This window comes from Rhodococcus sp. BE178 (assembly GCF_050433545.1).
In the GTDB taxonomy this organism is placed as follows: domain Bacteria; phylum Actinomycetota; class Actinomycetes; order Mycobacteriales; family Mycobacteriaceae; genus Prescottella.
Genome location: NZ_JBNPXA010000013.1, coordinates 25075 through 50194, shown reverse-complemented (window position 1 = coordinate 50194; position 25120 = coordinate 25075). Strand labels below are relative to the sequence as shown.

At 69.8% G+C, this 25120-nt stretch carries 12 protein-coding genes; 11 read left to right on the top strand and 1 reads right to left on the bottom strand.

Going from position 1 to position 25120, the window contains the following annotated elements:
* Positions 1–78 precede the first annotated feature (78 nt).
* The 11 genes from J2X34_RS20730 (at position 79) to J2X34_RS20680 (ending at position 24105) form a co-directional block, all read left to right on the top strand.
* Positions 79–363, top strand: coding sequence for a hypothetical protein (locus tag J2X34_RS20730; RefSeq protein WP_114719358.1), 285 nt, complete (start codon positions 79–81; stop codon positions 361–363).
* A gap of 11 nt (positions 364–374) precedes the next feature.
* Entirely contained in the window at positions 375–1178 is an 804-nt protein-coding gene (locus J2X34_RS20725; protein WP_258557664.1) for a hypothetical protein, read from the top strand.
* 43 nt (positions 1179–1221) lie between these two features.
* On the top strand, positions 1222–3153 hold the full coding sequence (locus J2X34_RS20720) for a fumarate reductase/succinate dehydrogenase flavoprotein subunit (protein ID WP_429519560.1): 1932 nt from the start codon (positions 1222–1224) through the stop codon (positions 3151–3153).
* A gap of 1 nt (position 3154) precedes the next feature.
* Positions 3155–3907, top strand: coding sequence for a succinate dehydrogenase/fumarate reductase iron-sulfur subunit (locus tag J2X34_RS20715; protein ID WP_429519680.1), 753 nt, complete (start codon positions 3155–3157; stop codon positions 3905–3907).
* A 135-nt stretch (positions 3908–4042) separates the two neighbouring features.
* Positions 4043–4507, top strand: coding sequence for an Hsp20/alpha crystallin family protein (locus J2X34_RS20710; protein WP_429519558.1), 465 nt, complete (start codon positions 4043–4045; stop codon positions 4505–4507).
* Between the two features lie 126 nt (positions 4508–4633).
* Positions 4634–4990, top strand: coding sequence for a hypothetical protein (locus tag J2X34_RS20705; protein WP_114719363.1), 357 nt, complete (start codon positions 4634–4636; stop codon positions 4988–4990).
* Between the two features lie 314 nt (positions 4991–5304).
* On the top strand, positions 5305–21681 hold the full coding sequence (locus J2X34_RS20700) for an amino acid adenylation domain-containing protein (RefSeq protein WP_429519551.1): 16377 nt from the start codon (positions 5305–5307) through the stop codon (positions 21679–21681).
* Between the two features lie 102 nt (positions 21682–21783).
* A complete protein-coding gene (locus J2X34_RS20695; RefSeq protein ID WP_174910802.1) occupies positions 21784–22167 on the top strand; it encodes a VOC family protein in 384 nt (127 codons plus the stop codon).
* 61 nt (positions 22168–22228) lie between these two features.
* Complete coding sequence (locus J2X34_RS20690; RefSeq protein ID WP_429519545.1) at positions 22229–22975, top strand: Mut7-C RNAse domain-containing protein; 747 nt, start codon at positions 22229–22231, stop codon at positions 22973–22975.
* Positions 22976–22986: 11 nt separating this feature from the next.
* On the top strand, positions 22987–23601 hold the full coding sequence (locus J2X34_RS20685; RefSeq protein WP_174910796.1) for a hypothetical protein: 615 nt from the start codon (positions 22987–22989) through the stop codon (positions 23599–23601).
* 96 nt (positions 23602–23697) lie between these two features.
* Positions 23698–24105, top strand: coding sequence for a DUF1801 domain-containing protein (locus tag J2X34_RS20680; protein WP_429519678.1), 408 nt, complete (start codon positions 23698–23700; stop codon positions 24103–24105).
* Positions 24106–24513: 408 nt separating this feature from the next.
* On the opposite strand, the gene J2X34_RS20675 is transcribed toward J2X34_RS20680, so the two are convergent.
* Positions 24514–25083 (bottom strand): hypothetical protein, encoded by a 570-nt coding sequence (locus J2X34_RS20675; protein ID WP_429519540.1) that lies wholly within the window; start codon positions 25081–25083, stop codon positions 24514–24516.
* Between the last annotated feature and the right edge of the window lie 37 nt (positions 25084–25120).

Genomic DNA, 25120 nt, shown 5'->3' with positions numbered 1-25120 from the left:
GGCGGACCGACAGCCCTGGTACCGCTCCGATCGGCCGAGGATTCGAACAGTGCTTTTCGAAGCTTCTCGGAGGTACCGATGACCACCACCGAAGTGATGGATCTGCAGCGCACGATCGGCCATCTGCGGGAGTGCGTCGGGTCGCTGCGTGACGTCTACGGCGACGCGTCGGCCGTGCGCCGGCTGGCCAACGACGTCGATCGTCTCGACATCGACGCCCACGACCTCACCGAATCGCCTCCGCGGCCCACGGTCGGGGCGGGCACCGAGCGTGTACAGGTGCCGGACACGCCCTACGACCGTTCGCTGTGGCAGGGGGCCGACGACGAAGGCCTTGGCGGCAACCCGCACGAGAACGCGTGAGGGCGCCCCGCGTGACCGAGATCGGTGCACCATCGCCGGCTCGGGCGGACATCGGTGCGCGCACGTTGCGCACCGACCGGTGGTGGCTGGCGCCGCTGCTCACGACGCTCGGGCTCGCGGTCTTCGTCGTGTACGCGACGGTCCGCTCGTTCGTGCGGACCGCGTACTGGGTGGACGACTACCACTACCTGACGCCGTTCTACTCGCCGTGCATCAGCGAGTCGTGTGTGCCGGGTGCGAGTCATTTCGGCACCTGGGTCGGCGAGCTGCCGATGTGGATTCCGCTCGGCTTCCTGGTGTTGCCGTTCCTGCTCGGTTTCCGTCTCACCTGCTACTACTACCGCAAGGCCTACTATCGGTCGATCTGGTTGGCGCCGCCTGCCTGCGCGGTGGCCGAGCCCCACGCCACCTACACCGGGGAGACGCGGCTGCCGTTGATCGTGCAGAACGCCCACCGCTACTTCTTCTACGTCGCGTTGGTGGTGTCACTGGTCAACACGTACGACGCGGTGCGGGCGTACGAGGGCCCCAACGGCAGCTTCGGCCTCGGCCTGGGCAGCCTGATCATCACGGTCAACGTGATCCTGCTGTGGGCGTACACGCTGTCGTGCCACTCGTGCCGCCACGTCACCGGCGGCCGGCTCAAGCACTTCTCGGCACACCCGGTCCGCTATCGGCTGTGGACGTGGGTGAGCAAGCTCAACACCCGCCACATGCAGTTGGCGTGGACCACGCTGGCGACCCTGATCATCACCGACTTCTACATCATGCTGGTCGCGAGCGGCACCATCTCCGACCTGCGTCTCATCAACTGACGGGCTCGACGGGCACGAGCGATTCCAGCTGGAGGGGGAATTCGTGGCAGAGGTGGAGCGGCACAAGTACGACGTGGTGGTGATCGGCGCCGGCGGCGCCGGGCTGCGGGCGGTCATCGAGGCGCGCGAACGGGGCCTGTCGGTGGCCGTGGTGTGCAAGTCGCTGTTCGGGAAGGCTCACACCGTGATGGCGGAGGGCGGCTGCGCCGCCGCGATGGGCAACGCGAACTCCAAGGACAGTTGGCAGGTCCACTTCGGCGACACCATGCGTGGCGGCAAGTTCCTCAACAACTGGCGGATGGCCGAACTGCATGCGCGGGAGGCGCCGGATCGGGTGTGGGAACTCGAGACCTACGGCGCGTTGTTCGACCGCACCCCGGACGGCCGGATCAGCCAGCGCAACTTCGGTGGGCACACCTATCCGCGCCTGGCGCACGTGGGGGACCGCACCGGGCTCGAACTGATCCGCACGATGCAGCAGAAGATCGTCTCGTTGCAGCAGGAGGACTTCGCGGAGACCGGCGACTACGAGGCGCGCGTGAAGGTCTTCGCGGAGTGCACGATCACCGAACTCCTCAAGGACGGCGACCGGATCGCCGGCGCCTTCGGGTACTGGCGCGAGTCGGGGCGGTTCGTGCTGTTCGACGCCCCCGCGATCGTCATGGCGACCGGCGGAATCGGCAAGTCGTTCAAGGTCACGTCCAACTCGTGGGAGTACACCGGCGACGGCCACGCGTTGGCGCTGCGGGCCGGGGCGAACCTGATCAACATGGAGTTCGTCCAGTTCCACCCGACGGGGATGGTGTGGCCGCCCAGCGTGAAGGGCATCCTCGTCACCGAGGGCGTCCGCGGCGACGGCGGGGTGCTGAAGAACTCGGACGGCGAGCGGTTCATGTTCTCCTACATCCCCGCGGTGTTCAAAGGTCAGTACGCGGAGACCGCGGAGGAGGCCGACAAGTGGTACGACGATCCGGACAACAACCGTCGTACACCCGACCTGCTGCCCCGTGACGAGGTGGCGCGGGCGATCAACTCCGAGGTCAAGGCCGGACGGTCCACCCCGCACGGTGGCGTGTACCTCGACATCGCGTCCCGGATGCCGGCGGACGAGATCGTGCGGCGGCTGCCGTCGATGCACCATCAGTTCAAGGAACTCGCCGACGTCGACATCACGAAGGAGCAGATGGAGGTCGGTCCCACCTGCCACTACGTGATGGGCGGCATCGAAGTCGATCCCGATACCGGATCATCCACGGTGCCCGGCCTTTTCGCTGCCGGAGAATGCTCCGGGGGCATGCACGGATCGAACCGGCTCGGCGGAAACTCGCTGTCGGACCTGCTGGTCTTCGGTCGGCGCGCCGGGCTCGGGGCGGCCGACTACGTCCAGTCCCTCGAGACCCGTCCTGCGGTCACCGAATCGGATGTCGTGGCCGCGGCGGCCGCGGCCCTCGCGCCGTTCGACCCGCCCGCGGAGGGGCTCGGGGAGAACCCCTACACCCTGCACACCGAGTTGCAGCAGACCATGAACGACCTGGTCGGCATCATTCGCAACGAGGAGGAGGTGGAGCGGGCAGTCGCGAGGCTCGACGACATCAAGTCTCGCGTCGGTGGGGTGACGGTCGAGGGCCACCGCCAGTTCAACCCGGGGTGGCACCTGGCGCTGGATCTGCTGAACATGGTGCTGGTGAGCGAGTGCGTCGCGCGCGCCGCCCTCATGCGGACCGAGAGTCGCGGCGGGCACACGCGCGACGACTACCCGTCGATGGACCCGCAGTGGCGGTCGACACTGCTGGTCTGCAGCACGGTGCGCGGCGATCCGGCACTCGGCGACGACGTCGCGATCCCCGACGTGATCGTCACGCGCGAGGAGCAGACGCCGATGCGTCCGGATCTGTTGGCGCTCTTCGAGATCGACGAGCTGGGGAAGTACTACACGGATGCCGAGCTCGAAGGGCATCCGGGAAGGGCGACCTGACATGGGCTACGACGCGAAGTTTCGGGTGTGGCGCGGCGACGCGTCGGGCGGGGACCTGTGCGACTACACGGTGGAGGTCAACGAGGGCGAGGTGGTCCTCGACATCATCCACCGCATCCAGGCGACGCAGTCCTCGGATCTGGCGGTGCGCTGGAACTGCAAGGCCGGCAAGTGCGGGTCGTGCTCGGCGGAGATCAACGGTCAACCACGGCTGATGTGCATGACCCGGATGTCGACGTTCGGCGAGAACGACGTCGTGACCGTCACCCCGATGCGTTCCTTCCCCGTCATCCGCGATCTCGTCACCGACGTGTCGTTCAACTACACCAAGGCGCGCGAGATCCCGTCGTTCACGCCGCCGCCCGGTCTGGCGCCGGGCGAGTACCGGATGAAGCAGGTGGACGTCGAGCGGTCTCAGGAGTTCCGCAAGTGCATCGAGTGCTTCCTGTGTCAGAACACGTGTCATGTCGTGCGGGACCACGAGGAGAACAAGGAGGCGTTCGCCGGCCCGCGCTACCTGATGCGGATCGCCGAGCTCGAGATGCACCCCCTCGACACCGCGGATCGCCGCGACGCCGCCCAGTCCGAGTTCGGGCTGGGGCTGTGCAACATCACCAAATGCTGCACCGATGTGTGTCCGGAGAACATCCACATCACCGACAACGCGCTGATCCCGATGAAGGAACGCGTCGCCGACATGCGGTACGACCCTGTGGTGTGGCTGGGTAACAAGCTGTTTCGGCGAGGGAAGTAGCCCTCCGGGCCCTGTTGCGATCGACCGAACAAACGATTGGCACTCATCGGGTGGGAGTGCTAATTTTGGTAATGCACAGTTGATCGGCTGCCCGTCGGGTGGCGGGCACCGGAGATGCTCAGGAGGTGTGTTGCTGTGCTGCGCTTCGATCCCTTTTCGGATATTGATGCACTGACTCGAAGCCTTCTCTCCAACCCGATGGGTAGCACGCGCGTACCGCGGTTCATGCCGATGGACCTCTACCGAGTCGACGATCACTACGTCCTCCATGCAGACCTGCCCGGTGTCGATCCCGGCTCGGTCGACGTCAACATCGAGAACGGGACGATGACCCTCACGGCGCACCGCAGCGCGCCCTCGGAGGAGAACGTCCAGTGGCTCGCGTCCGAGCGGTTCAGCGGAACGTACCGTCGTCAGCTCTCTCTCGGCGACGACGTGGATGTCGAAAAGGTCTCTGCCAGTTACGAAAATGGTGTCCTCACGGTCATGATCCCGGTTGCCGAGCGCGCGAAGCCACGACGGATCGAGGTCACCCGCCTGGGATCCGACACTCCACGGACCATCGAGGCGGGGGCGGGCGACAGGACGGGAGACACCTAGGGCCGACGGCACCTGCACCACCGTCGGCGCGAATCGGTACGGGGCACGGTTCCCGTACCGATTAGGTCTGCGGTCCCCACGCACCTCGCAACCTCTGTCCTTCGCTCGAGAAAGTACCGCTCCACCATGTCCGTCGTCGCTGACCGTTCGCCCGATTCCGCTCCCGAGCCCACTCCCGCCCCCGATTCCCGGCCTGAACGCCGTCCCGCATCGCCGCTCGCGTCCGTCGGGGCGGTCCTGCGCCGAGCGGGCAGCGACACGTCGCTCGCGCTCGGGGCCCTGTCCGTCATCACATTCTGGACGTTCGGTCTGGGCATCCTGCTCGGTATCGGTGCGATCGTCACCGGTGTGGCCGCGTCCCGTGCCGTGGATGTCGAGGACGACGAACCGAAGTCGCTCGAGGCGTTGTTCGGAGCCCTCAGCGGGGCGTTGGGTGTGACGGTCGGCGTCGTGTTCCTGGTGGTTGCGGGACCGCAGTGGTGAGTTGACCGGGATCGACACGAAATCGTCACTCGCTCCGTCGCGGCGGACCGACGTATCGTTGTTGCAATGACGAACATCGACGCAAATCCCGCGTCGGCGAGCGCACTCGGCGTTCGGGCGCGGACGATCGGCTCACCCGGCACCGGCTGAGGTGACGGCGTCGGGTCCGGAGCCCGACAACCGGACCTCTCGGTCCGTGTGAAGCCGCAATCCTGCTGATGGAGCTTCCATTTCGAGTCGACACGGCGCCCGGCGCGACGGACGCCGGTGATCGCATGGGGGCGTACGGGTTCGGCGCAGGGTGTCCGGATCCGATGCCTCTGACGCCCGCACAGATGGGCCAGTGGCTCGCACAACAACTCGACCCCGGCGTGCCGATGGCGGTCGCCCAGTTCATCGACATCCGAGGACGGCTCGACGTCCCACTGCTCTCGCGGGCCGCTTCCGAAGCGGCCCGCGAATTCGGTTCGGGTCTGATTCGTCTGGTTCCGCACGATTCCCGGCCGCAACAGATCGTCGATCCCGACGTCGACACCGGAACCTGGCTGGTGGACCTGCGGGGTGAACCCGACCCGGAGGCGGCGGCGCGCGAATGGATGCGCTCGGACATCGGCACGCCGATCGATCTGTTCCGGGACCGTCTGGCGGTCTCTGCGCTCCTGCGGATCGCCGACGACCGCTACTTCTGGTACTCACGTGCGCACCACATCGTGCTCGACGGTGTCGGCGCGGCGACGCTGGTCTATCGGATGGCCGATCTCTACAACGCGGCAGTCGAGCGCCGCGAGCCACCACCGAACACGGCCGACGGTCTCGAGAAGGTCCACGCCGCCGAGGCAAAGTACGTCGGGTCGACGCGGTGGGAGTCGGATCGCGACTACTGGCGTGAGCGGACCGCAGGGATGCCGGAGCGGTGCAGCCTCGCCGAGCACGCCGCGCCGGCGCGGGCCCACAGCCGGGACGTCGGCACCGAGATCGAACCCGCGGTCGCCCACGCTCTTGCAGCCGCGCAGGATCGATACGGGGTCACGCTCCCGGTGTTGGTCGCGTCGGCGATCGTCGCCTACACCGCACGCCACATCGGTGCGTCCGACATCGTGCTGAGCCTGCCGGTCTCGTCCCGGACGACTGCGGTTCTGCGGCGATCCGGTGGGACGCTCGCGAACGTGGTGCCGCTGCGGGTGTCGGTGGGTACCGGCACCACGGTCTCGGAACTGGTGGCGGCCGTCGCGGCGGCCCTGTCCGGCGCGCTGCGCCATCAGCGCTACCGGCACGAGGATCTGCGCCGGGACCGCGGGGAGCACGGGTCCGGCCGCGGGTTCTCGGGCCCGCTGCTCAACCTGATGATGTTCCCGACCGAGCTGCGCCTCGGTGACACCCGGACCTCGCTCGAGGTGCTCTCGTCCGGTCCGATCGAGGACCTGCTGGTCAATGTCTACCGGTACGGCACCTCCGGCCCGATCCGCCTGGACTTCAAGGCCAATCCCGACCTGTACGACGACGCCACACTCGGCCGGCACTACGACCGGTTCACCAGGTTGCTGCGCGCGCTGGCGACCGCCGCTCCCGAGGCCCCCGTCGGCGAGCTCCCGATCGTCGACGATGCGGAGACCGCCGCGCTGCTGGCGGAGTGGAACACTCCCGGAGTGTCGGGCGGCGGGACGTTGCCGGAGCTGGTGGCCCACTCCGCGGAGCTGGACCCGGATCGGGCCGCGGTGGTGTTCGGCGACACCGAGCTGACGTACCGCGAGCTGTGTGGCGAGGCGAATCAGCTTGCACGCGAACTCATCACGCTCGGAGTGGGGCCGGAGTCGCGGGTGGCGGTGGTGTCGGACCGGTCCGCCGAGCTCATCGTCGCGCTGCTCGCGGTCCTGACCGCAGGCGGGTCGTACGTGCCGATCGAGGCGTCATCGCCCCGTGCACGCCGCGACTACGTGCTGGCGGACGCGCGGGTGACGTGTGTGCTGACGACCGCCGCGCTCGCAGAGGAACTGGACGGACTGGACGGGCTGGACGCCCCCGTCGTCGCCCTGGACACGCGCGCGACACGCGCCGAGCTGGCGCGGTTGCCGACCGCGCCGGTGACCGCGGGGGAACGGATCCGGCCGCTGCGGCCGGACCACCTGGCGTACTCGATCTACACGTCGGGCTCGACCGGCCGGCCCAAGGGCGTGCAGGTGAGTCATCGCAGTGCCGCGGCGCTGCTCGCCAATGCGAACCTCGAGTTCGACAACACCGCGGCCGACGTGTGGACGATGTTCCATTCCTTCGCGTTCGACTTCTCGGTTTGGGAGATCTGGGGGCCGCTGACCATCGGCGGAACACTCGTGGTGGTCGATCGGGACACCGTGCGAACCCCGGACGCGTTCCTCGATCTGCTCCGACGTGAGCGCGTGAGCGTGGTGAACCAGACGCCCGCCGCGTTCCTGCAGTTGGCCGAGGTCGAGCAGGATGCCCCCGCACCACTGCCCGACCTGCGCCGGGTCTTCGTCGGGGGCGACGAGTACGACCAGCGGCGCCTCGTGCCCTGGCTCGACCGCCATGCCGGGGACCGGTCCGCCCTGGTCAGCGTGTACGGCATCACCGAGACCACGGTCTTCCTCAGTTCGATGCCCATGACGTCGGCGCTGGCTGCGTCGGGCGGCGGCAACGTCGTCGGCCGGGGGCTTCCCGGCGTGAGACTGTATCTGCTCGACCGTCGCCTGCGTCCCGTCCCGGTCGGTGTCGTCGGGGAGATCTATGCGGGTGGTGTGCAGGTGGCCCGCGGCTACGGCGGTCACCCCGGGCTCACCGCCGAGCGATTCGTCGTCGACCCGTTCTCCGGCGACGGCAGCCGGATGTACCGGTCGGGGGACCTCGCCCGTCTCGACGACGAGGGAAGGCTGGTGTTCCTGGGGCGCAGCGACTTCCAGGTCCAGGTGCGTGGTTTCCGCGTGGAGCCCGGCGAGATCGAGGCGGCGCTCGTGGAGTGCCCCGGTGTCGCCCACGCGGTGGTGGTGCCTCGACGCGCCGCGCCGGGAGAGCCCGTGCGACTGGTCGCGTATGTAGTCCCGGAATCGGGTGCGGTGGTGGGACCGGCGGCGGTGCGGGATCAGGTGACCGGCACGCTCGCGCCCTACATGGTGCCGGCGGCGGTGACGGTTCTCGAGCGGCTGCCGCTGACCGTGAACGGGAAAGTGGACCGGAAGGCGTTGCCGGAACCGGACTTCGGTTCCTCGTCGGGGGTCGGCCGGGCGCCGGCCGGGGTCACCGAGGAGAAGTTGGCCGGGCTGTTCGCCGAGGTCCTCGGGCTCGAATCCGTGGGCGCCGAGGACTCGTTCTTCGCGCTGGGCGGCGACTCGATCATGGCGATCCAGTTGGCGTCCCGCGCGCGTACCGCCGGTCTCGCGTTGACCCCGCGGGACGTCTTCGAGCGGCTGTCGGTCGCGGGGCTGGCGTCCGTGGCCACCGACACCGCCGCGCGCGCTCCCGCGCTCGAGGAACTGTCGGGCGGCGGTGTCGGATCGGTGGCGGCGACACCGATCGTGCGCTGGCTCGTCGACCGCGGAAGGTCCTGGACCCGGCTGTCGCAGTCGGTGTGCGTGGTCCTGCCGATCGGGCTGGACGGCGATGATCTGCGGACCGCGGTACAGGCCGTCCTCGACCACCACGACATGCTCCGCGCCAGATACGTCGGTGGCATAGACATCGACATCGCCGCCTTCGAGGTCCCGCCGCCCGGGGCCGTCGCCGCGGGCGACGTCGTGCACAGGATCCCGGTGGCCGCGGATCCCGGCACGGACGACTTCGTCGCGGCACTGGTCGTCGCGCGCACCGAGGCGGTCGATCGGCTCGACCCGACGGCCGGCCGGATGCTGCAGGTGGTGTGGTGCGACGCGGGCCCGGGTCGGCCGGGTCGGCTGGTGCTGGTGGCCCACCACCTGGTGGTCGACGGTGTGTCGTGGCGAATCCTGCTGCCGGACCTGGCCTCCGCGTGGGGGCAGGCGCGGGCCGGTCGGACGGTGCGACTGCCGGCGGTGGGGACGTCGATGCGGACGTGGGCGCACGCACTCGACGAGCGTGCACGTGGCGATCACGCCGCCGAGATCGACTACTGGCGAGGCGTGCTCGCGGGCCCCGACCCGTTGCTCGGCAGCCGCCCGTTGGATCCGCGCCTCGACGTGGCCGACACGGTCGAGACCGTCGCCGTCGACCTCCCACAGGCCGTGACCGCGGCACTGTCCACCGCGGTACCGGAGAGCGTGCACGGGAGTGTCGACGACGCCGTCGTCACCGCGCTGGTCCTGGCGCTGACGACCTGGCGCCACCGGCGTGGCACCGCGTCCGACTTGTCGACGTTGCTCACGATCGAGGCACACGGCCGCGAGGACCAGGTGGTGTCGGGCGCGGACCTGTCGCGGACCGTCGGGTGGTTCACGACGACCCACCCGGTGCGGCTCGACCTGGCGGGAATCGATCTCGACGCCGCCTTCGCCGGGGGGCCGGTCGCGGGTGAGGCGCTCAAACTCGTCAAGGAACAGTTGCGTGGGGCGCCCGATCACGGAATCGGTTACGGCGTACTGCGTTACCTGGGCGCCCGCGTCGACGGCACCCCCGGACCCCTCGACGGGTTGCCGACCCCGCAGACCAGCATCAATTACCTCGGGCGGATGGCCGTGGCGCCGCACGGCGTGGGTGGGGACTGGCTCCCGGTCGACGAACTCGGGGACCTGGGTTCCTCGGTCGAACCGGACATGCCGGCCACCGCCGCCCTCGACATCAACCTGATCACCGTCGACAGCGAGCGGGGCCCGACGTTGCGGGCGACACTGGCGTACCCGGGCGGCGTGCTCGATCACCGGGACGTCCAGGACCTGGCCGAGCTGTGGCGATCGGCGTGCCGCGCACTTGCGTCGGCCGCCGTCCGGCCCGGTGCCGGCGGCCTCACTCCGTCGGATCTGCCGCTCGTGCACCTCGACCAGGGGACCGTCGAACGTCTCGAGGAGGCGCAGGCGGGGCTCGCCGACGTGTGGCCGCTGTCGCCGCTGCAGGCCGGGCTGTTGTTCCAGACGGAGCTGACGGGCGACGAGCACGACCCGTACTTGGTGCAGCTCGAGATCGTGCTGGGCGGATCGGTCGATGCCGACCGGGTCCGCCGCGCCGTCCAGGCTCTTCTGGATCGTCATGCGATCCTTCGAGTCTCGTACGCCACCGGGCCGGACGGCGACCCCGTGCAGCTGGTGCCGGAGCGCGTCGAGCTGCCGTGGGCGGTAGCCGATCTCGAGAACCCCGAAGCCGCCGAGCAGGTCCTGGCCGACGATCGGGCCCGACGTTTCGACATGAGCGTGTCGCCGCTGCTCCGGGGGCTGCTGATCCGCACCGGCGCCGACACGCACCGTCTGGTGCTGACGTACCACCACATCCTGCTCGACGGCTGGTCGGTGCCCCTGCTGGTGCGCGAGTTTCTCGAGGCGTACGTCGCACCCGACCCGGGGGCCGTCCCGGTGCCGCCGTCGTTCCGGGAGTACCTGTCCTGGCTGGGCAGTGTCGACCTCGCGGCGTCGACGGAGCGCTGGGTCGACGCGTTGGCAGGGGTCGACGAGCCGACGCTGCTCGGACCGCTCGAACGTGGTCGGCAGTTGCCCACGGTGCCACGGGCGGAGCGGCTGATCCTCACCGAGGAGGCGACGGCCCGACTCGAGGCGGTCGCCCGCGAGCGCGGTGTCACCCTCAGCACCATCGTGCGGGCGGCGTGGGGAATCGTGTTGGGGGCGTGGACAGGGCGTGACGACGTCGTCTTCGGCGCGATCGTGTCGGGGCGGCCGCCGCAGATCGACGGTATCGAGTCGATGATCGGCCTGTTCATCAACACGATTCCGGTGCGGGTGCGCCTGCATCCCGCCGAGACGCTCGGCGAACTCCTCGACCGCGCGCACGCCGAGCAGACGTCGCTGCTCGATCACGAGCACGTCGGGCTCGCCGACATCGAACGTGCGACCGGTGCGGCCGCCCTGTTCGACACCATCACCGTCTTCGAGTCGTACCCGGTCGACCGGGCCGGCCTGACCGCGGACACCGACTTCGCCGGGATGCGGGTGACCGACGTCGCCGTCCGGGACGCCACCCATTATCCGTTCGCGCTCGCGGCGTCGGTGGACGGTGGGCTGGAGATCCGGATCGACTACGCGCCCGACCTCTTCGACGCGGTCGAGGTCGACGCGGTGGCCGATCGGCTCGAGCGGGTGCTGCATGCGTTCGCCGACGACACGGAGCAGACGTTGGCCCGGCTGCGACTGCTGTCCGACGCCGACTACCACCGTCTCGCACCCGTGCTCGGCCGCCGCGGTGGCCGTCACCGGACGCTGGCGCGGATCCTCACCGACGCGGCAACGATCGATCCGGACGCGCCCGCGCTGTCGTGCGGGGATCGCACCGTCTCCTACACCGACCTCGACGCCCGATCCTCGCGCATGGCCCGGTTGCTCATCGACGACGGCGTCGGACCGGAAAGCGTTGTCGCGCTGGGGTTGACCCGGTCCATCGAATTCGTCGAGTCGGTGTGGGCGGTCGCGAAGGCCGGGGCGGCGTTCGTCCCCGTCGACCCCACCTATCCGCCGGAGCGGATCGACCACATGCTCCGCGACTCGGGAGCGGCGGCGGGGCTGACCGTGCACGACCGGCGCCCGCGGTTGTCCGGGCGGATCGGGTGGCGGGAGATCGACTCCGACGACTACCGGGACCGGTTGGAGCGGTACCCGGCCGATCCGGTCACCGACGCGGACCGCACGGCGCCCCTGCGGATCGACAACCCGGCCTACCTGATCTACACGTCCGGCTCGACCGGCGTGCCGAAAGGTGTCGTGCTCACCCACCGCGGTCTCGCGAACCTCGTGGTCCAGGAGCGCGAAAGCCTCACCGTCACCTCCCATTCGAGGGTCTCCCAGTTCACGTCGCCGAGCTTCGACGCGTCCGTGTTCGAGCTGCTGATGGCGTTCGGGTCGGGCGCGCACCTGGTGATCGCCCCGCCCGACGTCTACGGCGGCCAGGATCTGGCCCGGCAGTTGGCCGCCGGGCAGGACACACACGCGTTCTTCACCCCGAGTGTCCTCGGGTCGTTCGATCCCGAAGGGCTCGATGCACTGCGCTCCCTCGCGGTGGCGGGGGAGCCGTGCCCGCCCGAACTGATCGGCCGGTGGGCGTCCGGACGCGACATGTTCAACGCCTACGGGCCCACCGAGGGCACCATCATGTCGAACATCGCCGGTCCGTTGGCCCCGGACGACCCGGTCACCATCGGTGGCCCGACCCTCGGTTTCGTGGAACTGGTGCTCGACGCGCGCCTGCAGCCGGTCCCGATCGGCGTCCCCGGCGAGCTGTACCTGGGCGGTCCGGCGATCGCGCGTGGTTACCACCTGCGCCCCGGTCTCACCGCGGAACGGTTCGTCGCCAGCCCGTTCGTGGCGGCGACCGACGACCCCACGGACGAGGACGAGGGCACCATGCCCGGTGACCGCCTCTACCGGACGGGCGACATCGTCCGCTGGCGGCAGGACGGCCCCGACCTCGCACTCGAGTACCTCGGTCGCAGCGACCTGCAGGTCAAGGTGCGCGGATTCCGCATCGAACTCGGCGAGATCGACACGGCCCTCGCCGAGCATCCGGCGGTGGAGTTCGCCGCGACCCTCGGCCGGACCGCGCCGTCCGGGGAGACCGTCCTCGTGTCGTACGTCCGCTCCGGCGACGCCCCCGCCGTCGACCCCGACGAACTGGTCCGCCACCTCGCGGGCCGGTTGCCGGCGCACATGGTTCCGGCGCTGATCGTGCCGATCGCGGAGGTGCCGCTGACCCCGGCCGGCAAGCTCGACCAGAAGGCGCTGCCCGCCCCGGACTTCCCGCGCCTCGTCGATGCCACGAGCGCCGCGGTCCTCACCCCGATCGAGACGATCGTCGCCGCGCACCTGCGGGCCGTGCTGGGGATCGACCGAATCGGCTTGGACGACAGCTTCTTCGACCTCGGTGGCAACTCGTTGATGGCCACCCGGGTCACCGGCCGACTCAATGCCGCGCTCGACGCCGACCTCGATGTCCGCGCGATCTTCGAGGCCCCCACGGTGCGCGGGCTCGCCGCGCGGGTGGAACACGGCGGCGCGGGCGCCGAGCACCGACCGGTGCTGCGGCCGTACGAATGGCCCGAGGTGCTGCCGCTGTCGTCGGCGCAGCTGCGGATGTGGTCGATCAACCAACTGGACACGTCGTCGCCGGCCTACAACATCGTGATGGCGGTGCGCCTGCGCGGTGACCTCGACGAGCGGGCGCTCGCCGCCGCCGTCCGGGACGTCGTGTGCCGCCATTCGAGTCTGCGCACGATGTACCCGCTGGTCGGTGGCGTGCCGACGCAGCGGATCGTCGACATCGGCGAGGTCCCCGAACCGGAGGTGCTGGCGGTGCTGCGCGCCGACCTCGACGCGCACCTGCTGCGGCTCGCGTCGACCGGCTTCGACGTCAGCGATCGGGTGCCGCTGCGGGCCGAGTTGGTGCGGGTGTCCGGGTCCGAGCACGTGCTGGCCGTGGTGGCGCATCACATCAGTGCCGACGGTTTCTCGATGACGGCGCTGGGCAAGGACGTGATGCGCGCGTACGAAGCGCGTCGACGCGGGGCGACGCCCGACTGGCCGCCGCCGGCCGTGCAGTACGTCGACTACGCCCTGTGGCAGCGTGACCTGCTCGGGTCGCCCGACGATCCGACGTCGCGCTATGCGCGGCAACTCGACTACTGGCGCCGGACGCTCGACGGCATCCCCGACCTGGTCCCGCTGCCCACCGACCGGCCGCGCCCAGCGCGGCAGTCGCTGCGCGGTGCCGTCGTCGGTTTCGATGTCGACCGGCGGACGCACGCTGCCCTGGCCGACCTTGCGCACCGGGGCAATTCGACGATGTTCATGGTCGCCCACGCCGCCCTCGCGGTACTCGTCGCGCGCCTGTCGAGCACCGCCGACATCGTGATCGGCACCCCGGTCTCGGGCCGGGGAGAGGCCGGGCTGGACGACGTGGTCGGCATGTTCGTCGGGACCCTCGTGCTGCGGACTCCGATCGACACCGGCGCCGGATTCGCCGACGTGCTCGCCGCGGTGCGTGAGGTGGACCTCGGCGCCTTCGCGCGCACCGACCTGCCGTTCGAGCGGCTCGTCGACGAGTTGGCCCCGACCCGGTCGACGTCGTATGCGCCGCTGTTCCAGGTGCTCGTCGAGTACCGCACCGACATGTCCGACTACCTGCGGCTGCCGGGCCTGGACGTCGAACCGGTCGAGCGGGACCTCGGGGTCTCGAAGTTCGATCTGCAGCTGAGCGTGTCGGAGTCGTTCGGTTCGGACGGCGCCCCCGACGGCATGCGATTCGACGTCACCTACGCCACCGACCTGTGGGACCTCGGCACCGTCCGAGGGTTCACCGAGCGCCTGCACCGGATCCTCGACGCCGCCGCGGTGGACCCGTACCACCCGGTCGGCGACGTCGACCTGCTCACCTCCGGCGAGCGGACCGCGATCGTGTCGGCGGTCATCGGCGGCACCCCGCCCGCGTCGGACACGCTCGCCGACGTGTTCGCCGCCGCCGCGGCCGAGCACCCGGACGCGACGGCCGTGGTGTCGGGTGACACCCGGCTCAGCTACGGGGACCTCGCGGCATCCGCGAACCGGCTCGCGCGGCTCCTCGTGGATCGTGGCGCGGGGCCGGAAACCGTGGTGGCCCTCGCGCTTCCGCGGTCGACGGACATGATGGTGGCGATCGTCGCGACCATCGCGGCGGGCGCGGCCTACCTGCCCGTCGACACGGGTTCGCCCGCGGAGCGGATCGCGCTGGTGCTCGGTGACGCGGAGCCCACGTGCGTGGTGGCCACCACCGACTCGGCCGCCGCGCTCGGTGCAGTGTCCGCCCCGATGCTGCTGCTCGACGACGACGCGACCCGTGCCGAACTCGAACGACTCTCGCCGGCGCCGCTGTCCGACGTCGATCGCGTCGCGGCGCTGCGCCCGGACAACGCCGCGTACGTCATCTACACCTCGGGATCGACGGGACGGCCGAAAGGCGTGCAGGTGACGCACCGCAGCGCGGTCGCCCTTCTCGTGAACGCGACGACGTTGTTCGACCTCTGCTCGTCGGACGCATGGACGATCTTCCACTCGTTCGCCTTCGACGTCGCGGTGTGGGAGGTGTGGGGTCCGCTGTCGACCGGTGCGACGGCCGTGCTCGTGGACCCGCTGACGGCGAGGACCCCGGCGGACTTCGTCGACCTGCTGCGCCGCGAACGGATCACGGTGCTCAATCAGACCCCCGCGTCGTTCTACCAGCTGGTGGACCGCGACACGGCCGATCTGCCCCTGCGTTACGTGTTCGTCGGCGGCGAGGAGCTCGCCCTCGAGCAGGTGTCCCGCTGGTATGCCCGCCGCCCGGACGACGCCGGTCGGGTGTTCGAGATGTACGGGGTCACCGAGGCCACGGTCATCGACAGCGCCGCCGCGCTCGAGCGCGGCGGCCTGGCCGGCATCCCCGGCACCGTGATCGGCCGGGGTATCCCGGGGGTCGGCCTGCACGTGCTCGACGCACGGCTGCATCCGGTCCCGGACGGCGTGGTCGGCGAGATCTACCTCTCCGGTGAGGCCGTGGCGCGCGGCTACGTCGGACGCCCGGGGTTGACGGCGGCACGGTTCGTCGCGGACGGCCGCGGCGGCGGGCGGCGGATGTACCGGACCGGGGACCTCGGCCGTCGCGGCGGCGACGGGCAACTGGAGTTCCTGGGACGCACCGACTTCCAGGTCCAGGTGCGCGGCTTCCGCGTCGAACTCGGCGAGCTCGAGTCCGCCCTGCTGCGGTGCGAGGGGGTGGCCCGGGCCGTGGTCGTGGCGCAACGCGGGGCCGGTGGCAGCGTCGATGGCGGCGGCGATCGGCTGATCGGATACGTGGTCCCCACTCCGGGCCGCACGCTCGACCCGGTCGAGGTTCGTCGGCAGGTCGAGGCGCTGCTGCCGTCCTACATGGTGCCCGCGGCGGTGACGGTGCTCGACGATCTCCCGGTCACGGTCAACGGCAAGATCGATCGGAAGGCGCTGCCCGAACCGGACTTCGCGGCGTTCGCCGGGGGTGGCCGCCGCGCGGCCGGCGCGGTCGAGGAAGCGCTCGCCGGGCTGTTCGCGCAGGCACTCGGGGTGCCGGAGGTCGCGGCGGACGACTCGTTCTTCGTGCTCGGCGGTGACTCGATCACGGTCATCTCGCTGGTGTCGCGGGCCCGCGAGCGCGGGTTCGGGCTCACCCCCCAGGACGTCTTCGAACACCCCACGGTCGCGGGCCTGGCCGCGGTGATCCGGGCCGGGGTCGAGGCGGGCGGACACCCGGTGCTGGGGGAGATCGACGGCGGCGGCATCGGGCCGGTCGAGCCGACACCGATCGTCCGTTGGCTGGCCGAGCGCGGCGGAAACTGGGACCACTTCTCGCAGTCGGTGACGGTCGCGGTCCCGGCGGAACTGTCCGCCGCCGACCTCGCCGGCGCCTTCCAGGAGGTGCTCGACCGTCACGACATGCTGCGGGCCCGTCGCGTCGGCGCCGGCACCGATCTGCACCTCGAGATCCCCGAACCGGGCGCGGTGGCGGCCGGCGAGTGCCTGCGCCGCGTGGACTGTTCCGATGCGGCCGACGACGGTGCCGTCGACGCGGTGGCGGCGCGGGAACGGACCGCGGCGGTCGGTCGGCTCGACCCGTCGAACGGGATGATGGTGCAGGCGGTGTGGTGCGACGTGGGCCCGGACCGGGCGGGCCGACTGTCGGTCGCAATCCACCACCTGGTGGTCGACGGGGTGTCGTGGCGGATCCTGCTGCCCGACCTCGTGTCGGCGTCGGAGCAGATCCGTACCGGTCGGACACCCCAGTTGCCCCCGGTCGGTACGTCGATGAGGACGTGGGCGCACGAACTCGCGGTGTCGGCCACCGCACCGGAACGAGTTGCCGAGATGGACTGGTGGACGGACACGCTCGTTCCGCCGGATCCGGTGCTCGGAGACCATCGGTTCGATCCGGCCGCCGATACCGCCGTCGGCGAACTCGACGTGCGCCACTCGGTCGAGGTCACCCGTCAGCTCCTGGAGCGCCTGCCCGAGGCGTATCGGGCGACGCCGGCCGATGCCGTGCTGTGCGCGACGGCGATCGCGGCGGCGCGATGGAACCGGTGGGGCGGGGTCGGCCGTTGGGTGCGCGCCGTCGTGTCCGTCGAAGGCCACGGGAGGGACGAGGACGCGGTTCCCGGGGCCGATCTGTCACGCACCGTTGGGTGGTTCACCACGGCGTACCCGATCCGGCTCGACCTGACCGACGTGGACCCGGCCGACTTCGGGGAGGCGCTGCGAACCGTCAAGGAGCAGGTGCGCGCGGTCCCCGGACACGGCATCGGCTACGGGCTGCTGCGGTATCTCAATCCCGATACCGGTCCCACCCTCGCCGCTCTCGCGACGCCGCAGATCTCCGTCAACTACCTGGGACGGCTGTCGGGGGACGCGTCCGCGGGCGGGGTCACGGCGGTCGGTGCGGACTCCGCGTCCGACTCCGGCAGCGACGGCCCGGTGCCGACCACACTCGCGGTCGACGCCTATATCGCCGACGGTCCGGCGGGGCCGCAGCTGACCGCGAAGATCCGGTACGCGTGCGGCGTGCTCGGCGCGGACGCGACGCGCGAGTTCGTGACGTTGTGGGAGAACGGAATCCGCGACCTCGCCGCGCACCTGAGCGACCCGTCGTGCGGGGGCCTGACCCCGTCGGACCTGGACCTGGTTCCCGCGACGCGGGCGGAGATCGCCCGCTGGGAGCGCTCGCACGGCGGTGTCGTCGACGTGTGGCCACCGACACCGCTGCAGGAGGGGCTGCTCTTCCACGCGCTGCTCGCGCAGGAGGCCGTCGACGCCTACCACGTCCAGCTCGTCCTGGACCTCGACGGTGACCTGGACGAACGCCGGATGGCCGCCGCGGCGCAGGCGCTGATGGACCGGCACGCGAGCCTGCGGACGGTGTTCGACAACCACGACGACGGCAGCGTCGTGCAGGTGCTGCTCGACCACGTCCCCGTCGACTGGTCGGCGATCACCGTCGCCACCCGCGCGGACAGCGACACCGTGATCGACCGTGACCGCGGCAACCACTTCGACATGCGCGGCGCCCAGCTGATCCGCTTCCTGCTGATCGACGTCGGCGAGCGAACCCACCGACTGGTGATCACCAACCATCACATCGTCCTGGACGGCTGGTCCGCGCCGCTGCTCGTGGCCGATCTGTTCGACCTGTACGCCACCGGGGGCGCACCCCTCGACCGGACGGCCCCGCCGTACCGGGACTACCTCGCGTGGCTGGTCTCCCGTGACGTCGGCGCCGCGGGACGGGCCTGGGCGAGGGCACTGTCGGGGCTGCCCGGCCCCACACTCGCGGCCCCCCACGCGGTGGGTCGGCAGCTGTCGGCGAGCGCGAGTGAGACCGTGCCGTTGGATGATCCGACGGCCGAGGCGCTCGTGCGCACGTCGGAGGCGGCGGGCGTGACCGTCAACACGGTGCTGCAGGTGGCGTGGGGAATCCTCCTCGGCGAGATGAGCGCCGGGACCGATGTCGTGTTCGGCACCACGGTCTCCGGTCGACCGCCCATGATCGCCGGCGCCGAGGCGATGGTGGGTCTGTTCATCAACACGGTGCCGGTGCGGGTGCGGCTCGATCCGGACGAGACCGTGCGCCAGTTGCTGGCGCGGCTGCAGCGGGAACGGACCGCGCTCATGCCGCACGAGTACCGCGGTCTCACCGCGATTCAGCAGGCGGCCGGCTTCGGCGGACTGTTCGACACCGCGATGGTGTTCGAGTCGTACCCGATGAATCCCGGCGCGCTCGCGCGCCTCACCGAACGCACCGGACTGCGTGTGACCGGAGTGGTCGGCAACGACTCGACGCACTACCCGCTGTCGCTGATGGCGTTCGAGGACACGAGACTGCGTATGCGCCTGCGGTACTCGCCGGAGGCGCTCGCGCCGGTCGACGTCGCGGATCTCGCGCAGCGGCTGGGTCGAGTCGTGGAGACCGTGGCGCACCGCCCCGATACGCCGGTGGGACGCATCGATCTGCTCGGCGACGAGCGGCGCGCCGAACTCGTCGACGTGGCGGAGTCGGCGTCGGTCCAGCCGCGGACCTGGCCGCAGATTCTCGAGGACGCGGTAGCGCGTGATCCCGACGCGATCGCGCTGCGCTGGAACGGAATCGATACCACCTATCGTGAACTCGACGAGCGTTCCACCCGGTTGGCGCGGGTGCTGCTCGACCGGGGTGTGGGCCCGGAGGACTTCGTGCCGGTCGCGGTGCCGCGCTCGGCGGAGTCGGTGACGGCCACGTGGGCGGTCGCGAAGAGCGGTGCGGCGCCCGTACCGATCGATCCGAAGCTGCCGCCGGGACGCATCGAGTACATGCTCGGGGACTGCGGCGCCCGGGTGGGGTTGACCGCGACCGGTGCCCACGTGCTACCGGGCGGACTCGACTGGTTGCCGCTGGACGGCCTCGACCTGGAACACCATCCGGCACCGCCGATCCGCGACGACGAACGCACCCACCCGATCCGGATGGCCGATCCCGCCTACCTCATCTACACGTCCGGATCCACCGGCGCGCCCAAGGGCGTCGTGGTGACGCACGCCGGTCTGCCGCACCTGACCGCCGCACAGGTGGAACATCAAGGGGCGAGCGCGGAATCGCGGATCCTCCACGTGTGTTCCCCGAGCTTCGACGTCTCGGTCCTGGAACTGATGCTCGCGTTCGGCGCCGGCGCGACGTTGGTGGTGGCACCGCCCGACGTGTACGCGGGCGCCGAACTCGCGACCTACGCGCGGGAGGAGCGGATCACGCATCTGCTGGTCACCCCCGCGGTGTGCGGGACGATCGAACCGGGATCGCTGCCCGACGTCCAGGTGATCGAGGTGGGCGGCGAGCTGTTCGGCGCGGAACTGGTCGACGCGTGGGCGCCCCGCACGCGCCTGCTCAACGCGTACGGGCCCACCGAGTGCACGGTGTGCGTGACGACCAGCGAGTCCCTCGAGCCCGGGACGCCGATCACGATGGGGGGACCGGTGCCCCGGTCCGGTGTCGGCGCCGTCGTCCTGGACTGCTGGATGCGTCCGGTGCCCGACGGCGGCGAGGGCGAGCTGTACCTGTTCGGCCCGTGCCTGGCCCGGGGCTATCGGGGGCAGCCGGCGCTCACGTCGGAGAGGTTCGTCGCGAACCCGTTCGACGGCGCCGGGTCGCGAATGTACCGCTCCGGGGACCTGGTGCGCCGGTGCGGCGGGCGCGGCCTGCAGTACGTGGGGCGCACCGACTTCCAGATCAAGATCCGCGGCCTGCGCATCGAGATCGGGGACGTCGACGCCGCCCTCACCGCGCACCCGGACGTCGAGTTCGCCGCGTCCCTCGGCCACGATGCGCCCAACGGCGAGACGGTGCTGGTGTCGTACGTCCGGCTCACCCCGGACGGTGTTGTCGACGGCGCTGCGCTGCGGAAGTTCGCGGCGACATCGTTGCCGGCGTACATGGTGCCGTCGGCGATCACGATCCTCGACGAGGTGCCGATGAACTCGAACGGCAAGCTCGACCGCGGCGCGCTGCCCGCGCCGGTGTTCACGGCGGGGGAGTACCGGCCGCCGCGCACCGACGTCGAGCGGGTGCTGTGCGAGGTGTTCGCCGACGTCCTCGGCGCCGAGCGGGTCGGCATCGACGACAACTTCTTCGAGCTCGGCGGCAATTCGCTGAGCGCCGTGCGGGTGGTCGCCGAGGTGCAGTCGCGACTCGGTCGGGCACTGCCGATGCAGTGGGTGTTCGGTGACCCGACGCCGGCGGTGATCGCGCGGCGAACCGCGGGTGACGCCGGGACCCCGGACCGTATGGGCAACCTGTTGAGAATGCGGGCCGGGGACGGCGGCGCCCCGCTGTTCTGTGTGCATCCGGCGATCGGATTGGTGGGGTGTTACACGGGACTCGTTCCGTACGTGCCGACAGCGCGTCCGGTGTACGGCCTGCAGTCGCCCGGCACGGTCGATGTCGGGCACGATCCCGGGTCGATGGAGGAACTGGCGGGCGAGTATGTCGAGCTGATTCGTCGGGTGCGCCCCCACGGTCCATACCACCTGCTCGGGTACTCCGTCGGCGGTGCGATCGCCCACGCGATGGCGGTGCGACTGCGCGAACTCGGCGAGGACGTCGGGACGCTGATCATGCTGGACACCCAGACCTCCGACTCGGTTCCCGAGGCGTCCCGGACACCGACGCTGGGCATGCTGTTCGCCGAGTTCGCGGGCGTCGACGAGCCCGCCGGCGGCGATGGCGAGCTCACCCCGGAGCGCGCCGCGCAACTGCTGCACGAGAGCGGCGGACCGTACGCGTCGTTGACCGCCGACGACCTGCGCCGGCTCTACGACGACTACGTCCACACCGTCGGGCTGGGACAGAATTACCGGCCGGCGGTGTTCGACGGCGACCTCGTCTACGTCGCCGCCGACGGCGGATCGGCACGGCAAGAGACGCCGTGGGATCGCTTCGTGACCGGTGCCGTCCGGGTCTACCCGGTCGGTCACACGCACAACCGGCTCACCACGCCCGAGGCGCTCGCGGAGATCGGGCCGATCGTCGGTGCCTGCCTGGACGGCGATCTCCGATGATCTTGCGGGGCAACCGCGATCGGTGCTTTGATGGTGCGCAGCGTCGCGTGCCGGTGGCGGACTGCGTCAGGCATGGAGGCGTCGTATCACAAGGGGTCATCCATGGCCATCTCGCTCAACCACACCATCGTTTTCGCGCAGGACAAGCACGTGTCCGCGTTCTTTCTCACCTCGCTCTTCGGCCTGCCGGATCCGGTTCCGGCCGGTCCGTTCCTGGCAGTGCAACTGGAGAACGGAGTCACCCTGGACTTCGCGGATCCGCCGATCGACGTCCTGCCGCAGCACTACGCGTTCCTCGTGAGCGAGGAGGACTTCGACCGCATCTACGGCCTGATCGTAGAACGGGGGATGGAGCACTGGGCCGATCCGCACAAGTCCCGGCCGGGCACGTTCAACCGGAACGACGGTGGCCGCGGCGTCTACTTCCACGACCCGGCAGGACACAACCTCGAGATCATCACCCGCCCGTACGGTTCCGGCCGCTAGGCGGTCGGGTGCGGCGAGGGTAGGCGGGCGAACGACGCCCCGTTCCGCGCGGTGCCTGGTGATGGATCGACGTTGGTGCGAGTTCCGCTTCTACGGGGAGCTGGACGAGTTTCTGGCGCCCGCGCAACGCAAGCGGAGCTTCGAGCACGCCTTCGACGGGACGCCGTCGGTCAAGGACCGGATCGAATCACTCGGCGTCCCGCACACCGAGGTCGATCTGATCCTCGTCGACGGCAGCCCCGTGGGATTCGACCACCGTCTCGCCGGTGGGGAACGGGTCGCGGTGTATCCGGCGTTCCAGTCGCTGGAATTGCCGGGGATCGCGCCGCTGCGCCCGCCGCTGCAGCAGCCGCGATTCGTGCTCGACGTGCACCTCGGTCACCTCGCGCGCTACCTGCGACTGCTCGGCTTCGACACCCGTTACCGGAACGACAGCGACGACGACGAGCTTCTTGCGCTGTCCCGCACGGAAGATCGAATCCTGCTGACCCGGGACGTCGGTCTACTCAGGCGGGCCGCACTCGTGCACGGCGGATTCCTGCACGAGACCGATTCGCGGCGGCAACTGCGTGAGGTACTCGACCGGTTCCGGCTGCAGGGGCGCATCGCGCCGCTCACGCGGTGCGCCCGCTGCAACGGGTTGATCGGACCGGCGACTCCCGCGCTGGCGCGAGGCCGTGTGCCCGGCGGGGTACTGCGGGAGCAGAAACGTTTCAGCCGCTGCCACGACTGCGGACAGTTGTACTGGCCGGGTGGGCATCTCGCGCGTCTGCGGGCGCGACTGGCAGAGATCGGGGTGTGGTTCTAGCATCCGAAGTCATGCTGATGCTCGAGCGCGTGACGTTGTCGGAATCCGATATCGCGGTGCATCGCGGGGTGCGTCGGATCAGGGCGAACGCGGTGCGCACACCTCCGGACTTCTACAGCCGGCTTCGAGGGCTTCGATGGCTCGACATCCGCGGCGGGACAGGGACGAACGCTGATGCTGTTCACGGCTGTGATCAGCTGGTCTACCTGCACATGAGTAGCGTGCGCGGGATAACCGAGATGGATGCGCTGCCGGAGTGCGAAGGACTGCGTCTGCTGAGCCTGTACGCGCAATCACGGGTGGGGAGATTGCCGTCCTTCGCGAACATGACGAATCTGCGCCGCGTCGAGCTCGGCATGATGAAGAACCTCTCGTCACTCGCCCCCGTACTGGAAGCACCGAACCTCGAGGAACTGTTGATCGTCAAGGACGTTCCGGTGTCCGACGAGGACGTCGACCGCATCCTCGCCCATCCGACGCTGCGCGCCTTCGACTGGATCCACCTCGACGTTCCGGCCCGCCGCTTCCGGCCCGTCATCGAACGCACCCACGGGACTCTCGATCGAACGAGGTCGGTGCATCCGCAGGACTGGTTCGAGAAGAACGCCGCCGACCTGCTGGACTGACGCGCCGACACGATTCGCGATGCATTCACGACGGCCGGCGCGGATACTCGAGTGATCGGCGAGAGACCACCACGGCGAAGAGAGCGACTGGCAACCATGAACCAAGCGAAAAGCGGCTCCGGTGCAGGTGCAGGTGCAGGACAAGACAATCCCTCTCGGCTGATCGACGCGAGAATCGACGAGCTGGGCGATTGGCGGGGCGAGATGCTCGCCCGGATCCGGAGTCTCGTCAAGGAGGCCGACCCCGATGTGGTCGAGGAATGGAAGTGGAGAGGCGTCCCGGTGTGGTCGCACGCCGGCATGATCTGCACGGGAGAGACCTACAAGAAGATCGTGAAGGTGACCTTCGCCAAGGGCGCCTCGTTGGACGACCCAGCGGGCCTGTTCAACTCCAGCCTCGAAGGCAACACCAGGCGTGCCATCGATTTCCACGAAGGCGACAGCATCGACGACAAGGCCTTCACGGCGCTCGTGCGCGCCGCGGCGGAGCTGAACATGTCCTAGGCGCGACCCGGTCCCTAACTTGGAACGGTGGCGGGAGCCGGATGCGACACAGTCGGGTCGATGGCTGTATCGTCAGGCGCGGTGACCCGACGCCCGCACGCTTCGCCGCGCGGACTCCTAGTGCGTCGGGAACGACATGAACTACCAAGTGCACGAGGCAATTCAACGTCCTCGAACCTTGCGTGTACTCGTCCCCGGATGGCTCATCGGCGATGGGTCGTTTCCCCGCGCTGCGGTCGGCGACTTCGTCGACGTGTCATTGGGATTCACTTCAGTCGAAGAAGCCCCCTCGATGTGCGACGAAACACGAACGGCGATCGCTCGTCCGGCGTACGGCCGAGCACCGTGGACCGACCGTGATGGTGGACTTCGTTGGCTGCATCTCGTCTACGGCGATGGGTGGAGCAGTCAATGGTGGACCGACCGTGCCGTCCGCGGACCGGTAACCCTCACCTTGATTCGGCCCAGGACGGCGACTTCGTCGCGGCCGGCATCCTCGTCGAACTGGACCTGAATGCCAGGCCGGACTGCAAACCAGCCTTCAATGCCGGTGCGGTCGCCGTCCACGACAACATCGTTTGGGTCATGCACGCGTCCGATCCGATACTCCTTCGGGTGGACACATCGATTGGGGGTCCGCCGAACATCGTGCGATACACCTTGCCCCTGCCTCTCGAGGTCCCGGACGAAAAGTGGACGCGACGAGTACACACCGACGGCGATGACGGCTGCTGGATCACCTCCCCGCACGACATCCACCGCTGCACCCTCACCGACGATGGCGGACTGAACCTCGATCGCTACACCACCGAAGGCGGCAGGGTCACTGCCGTCCACCTGCACAAGCTCTACGTCGTAGGTCAGTCGAGGGGCTGGTTGTCCAGCGATCGGCGACACGGAGCCATACGCACCCGACCCGACCTTCATCGTCTCCAAGTTCTCGACGAGACGAACCGCCGCCTGACGCCCGTCACCCATCCTGAATTGGAGCGCACGGTCAGTAGAGCGGCGACCA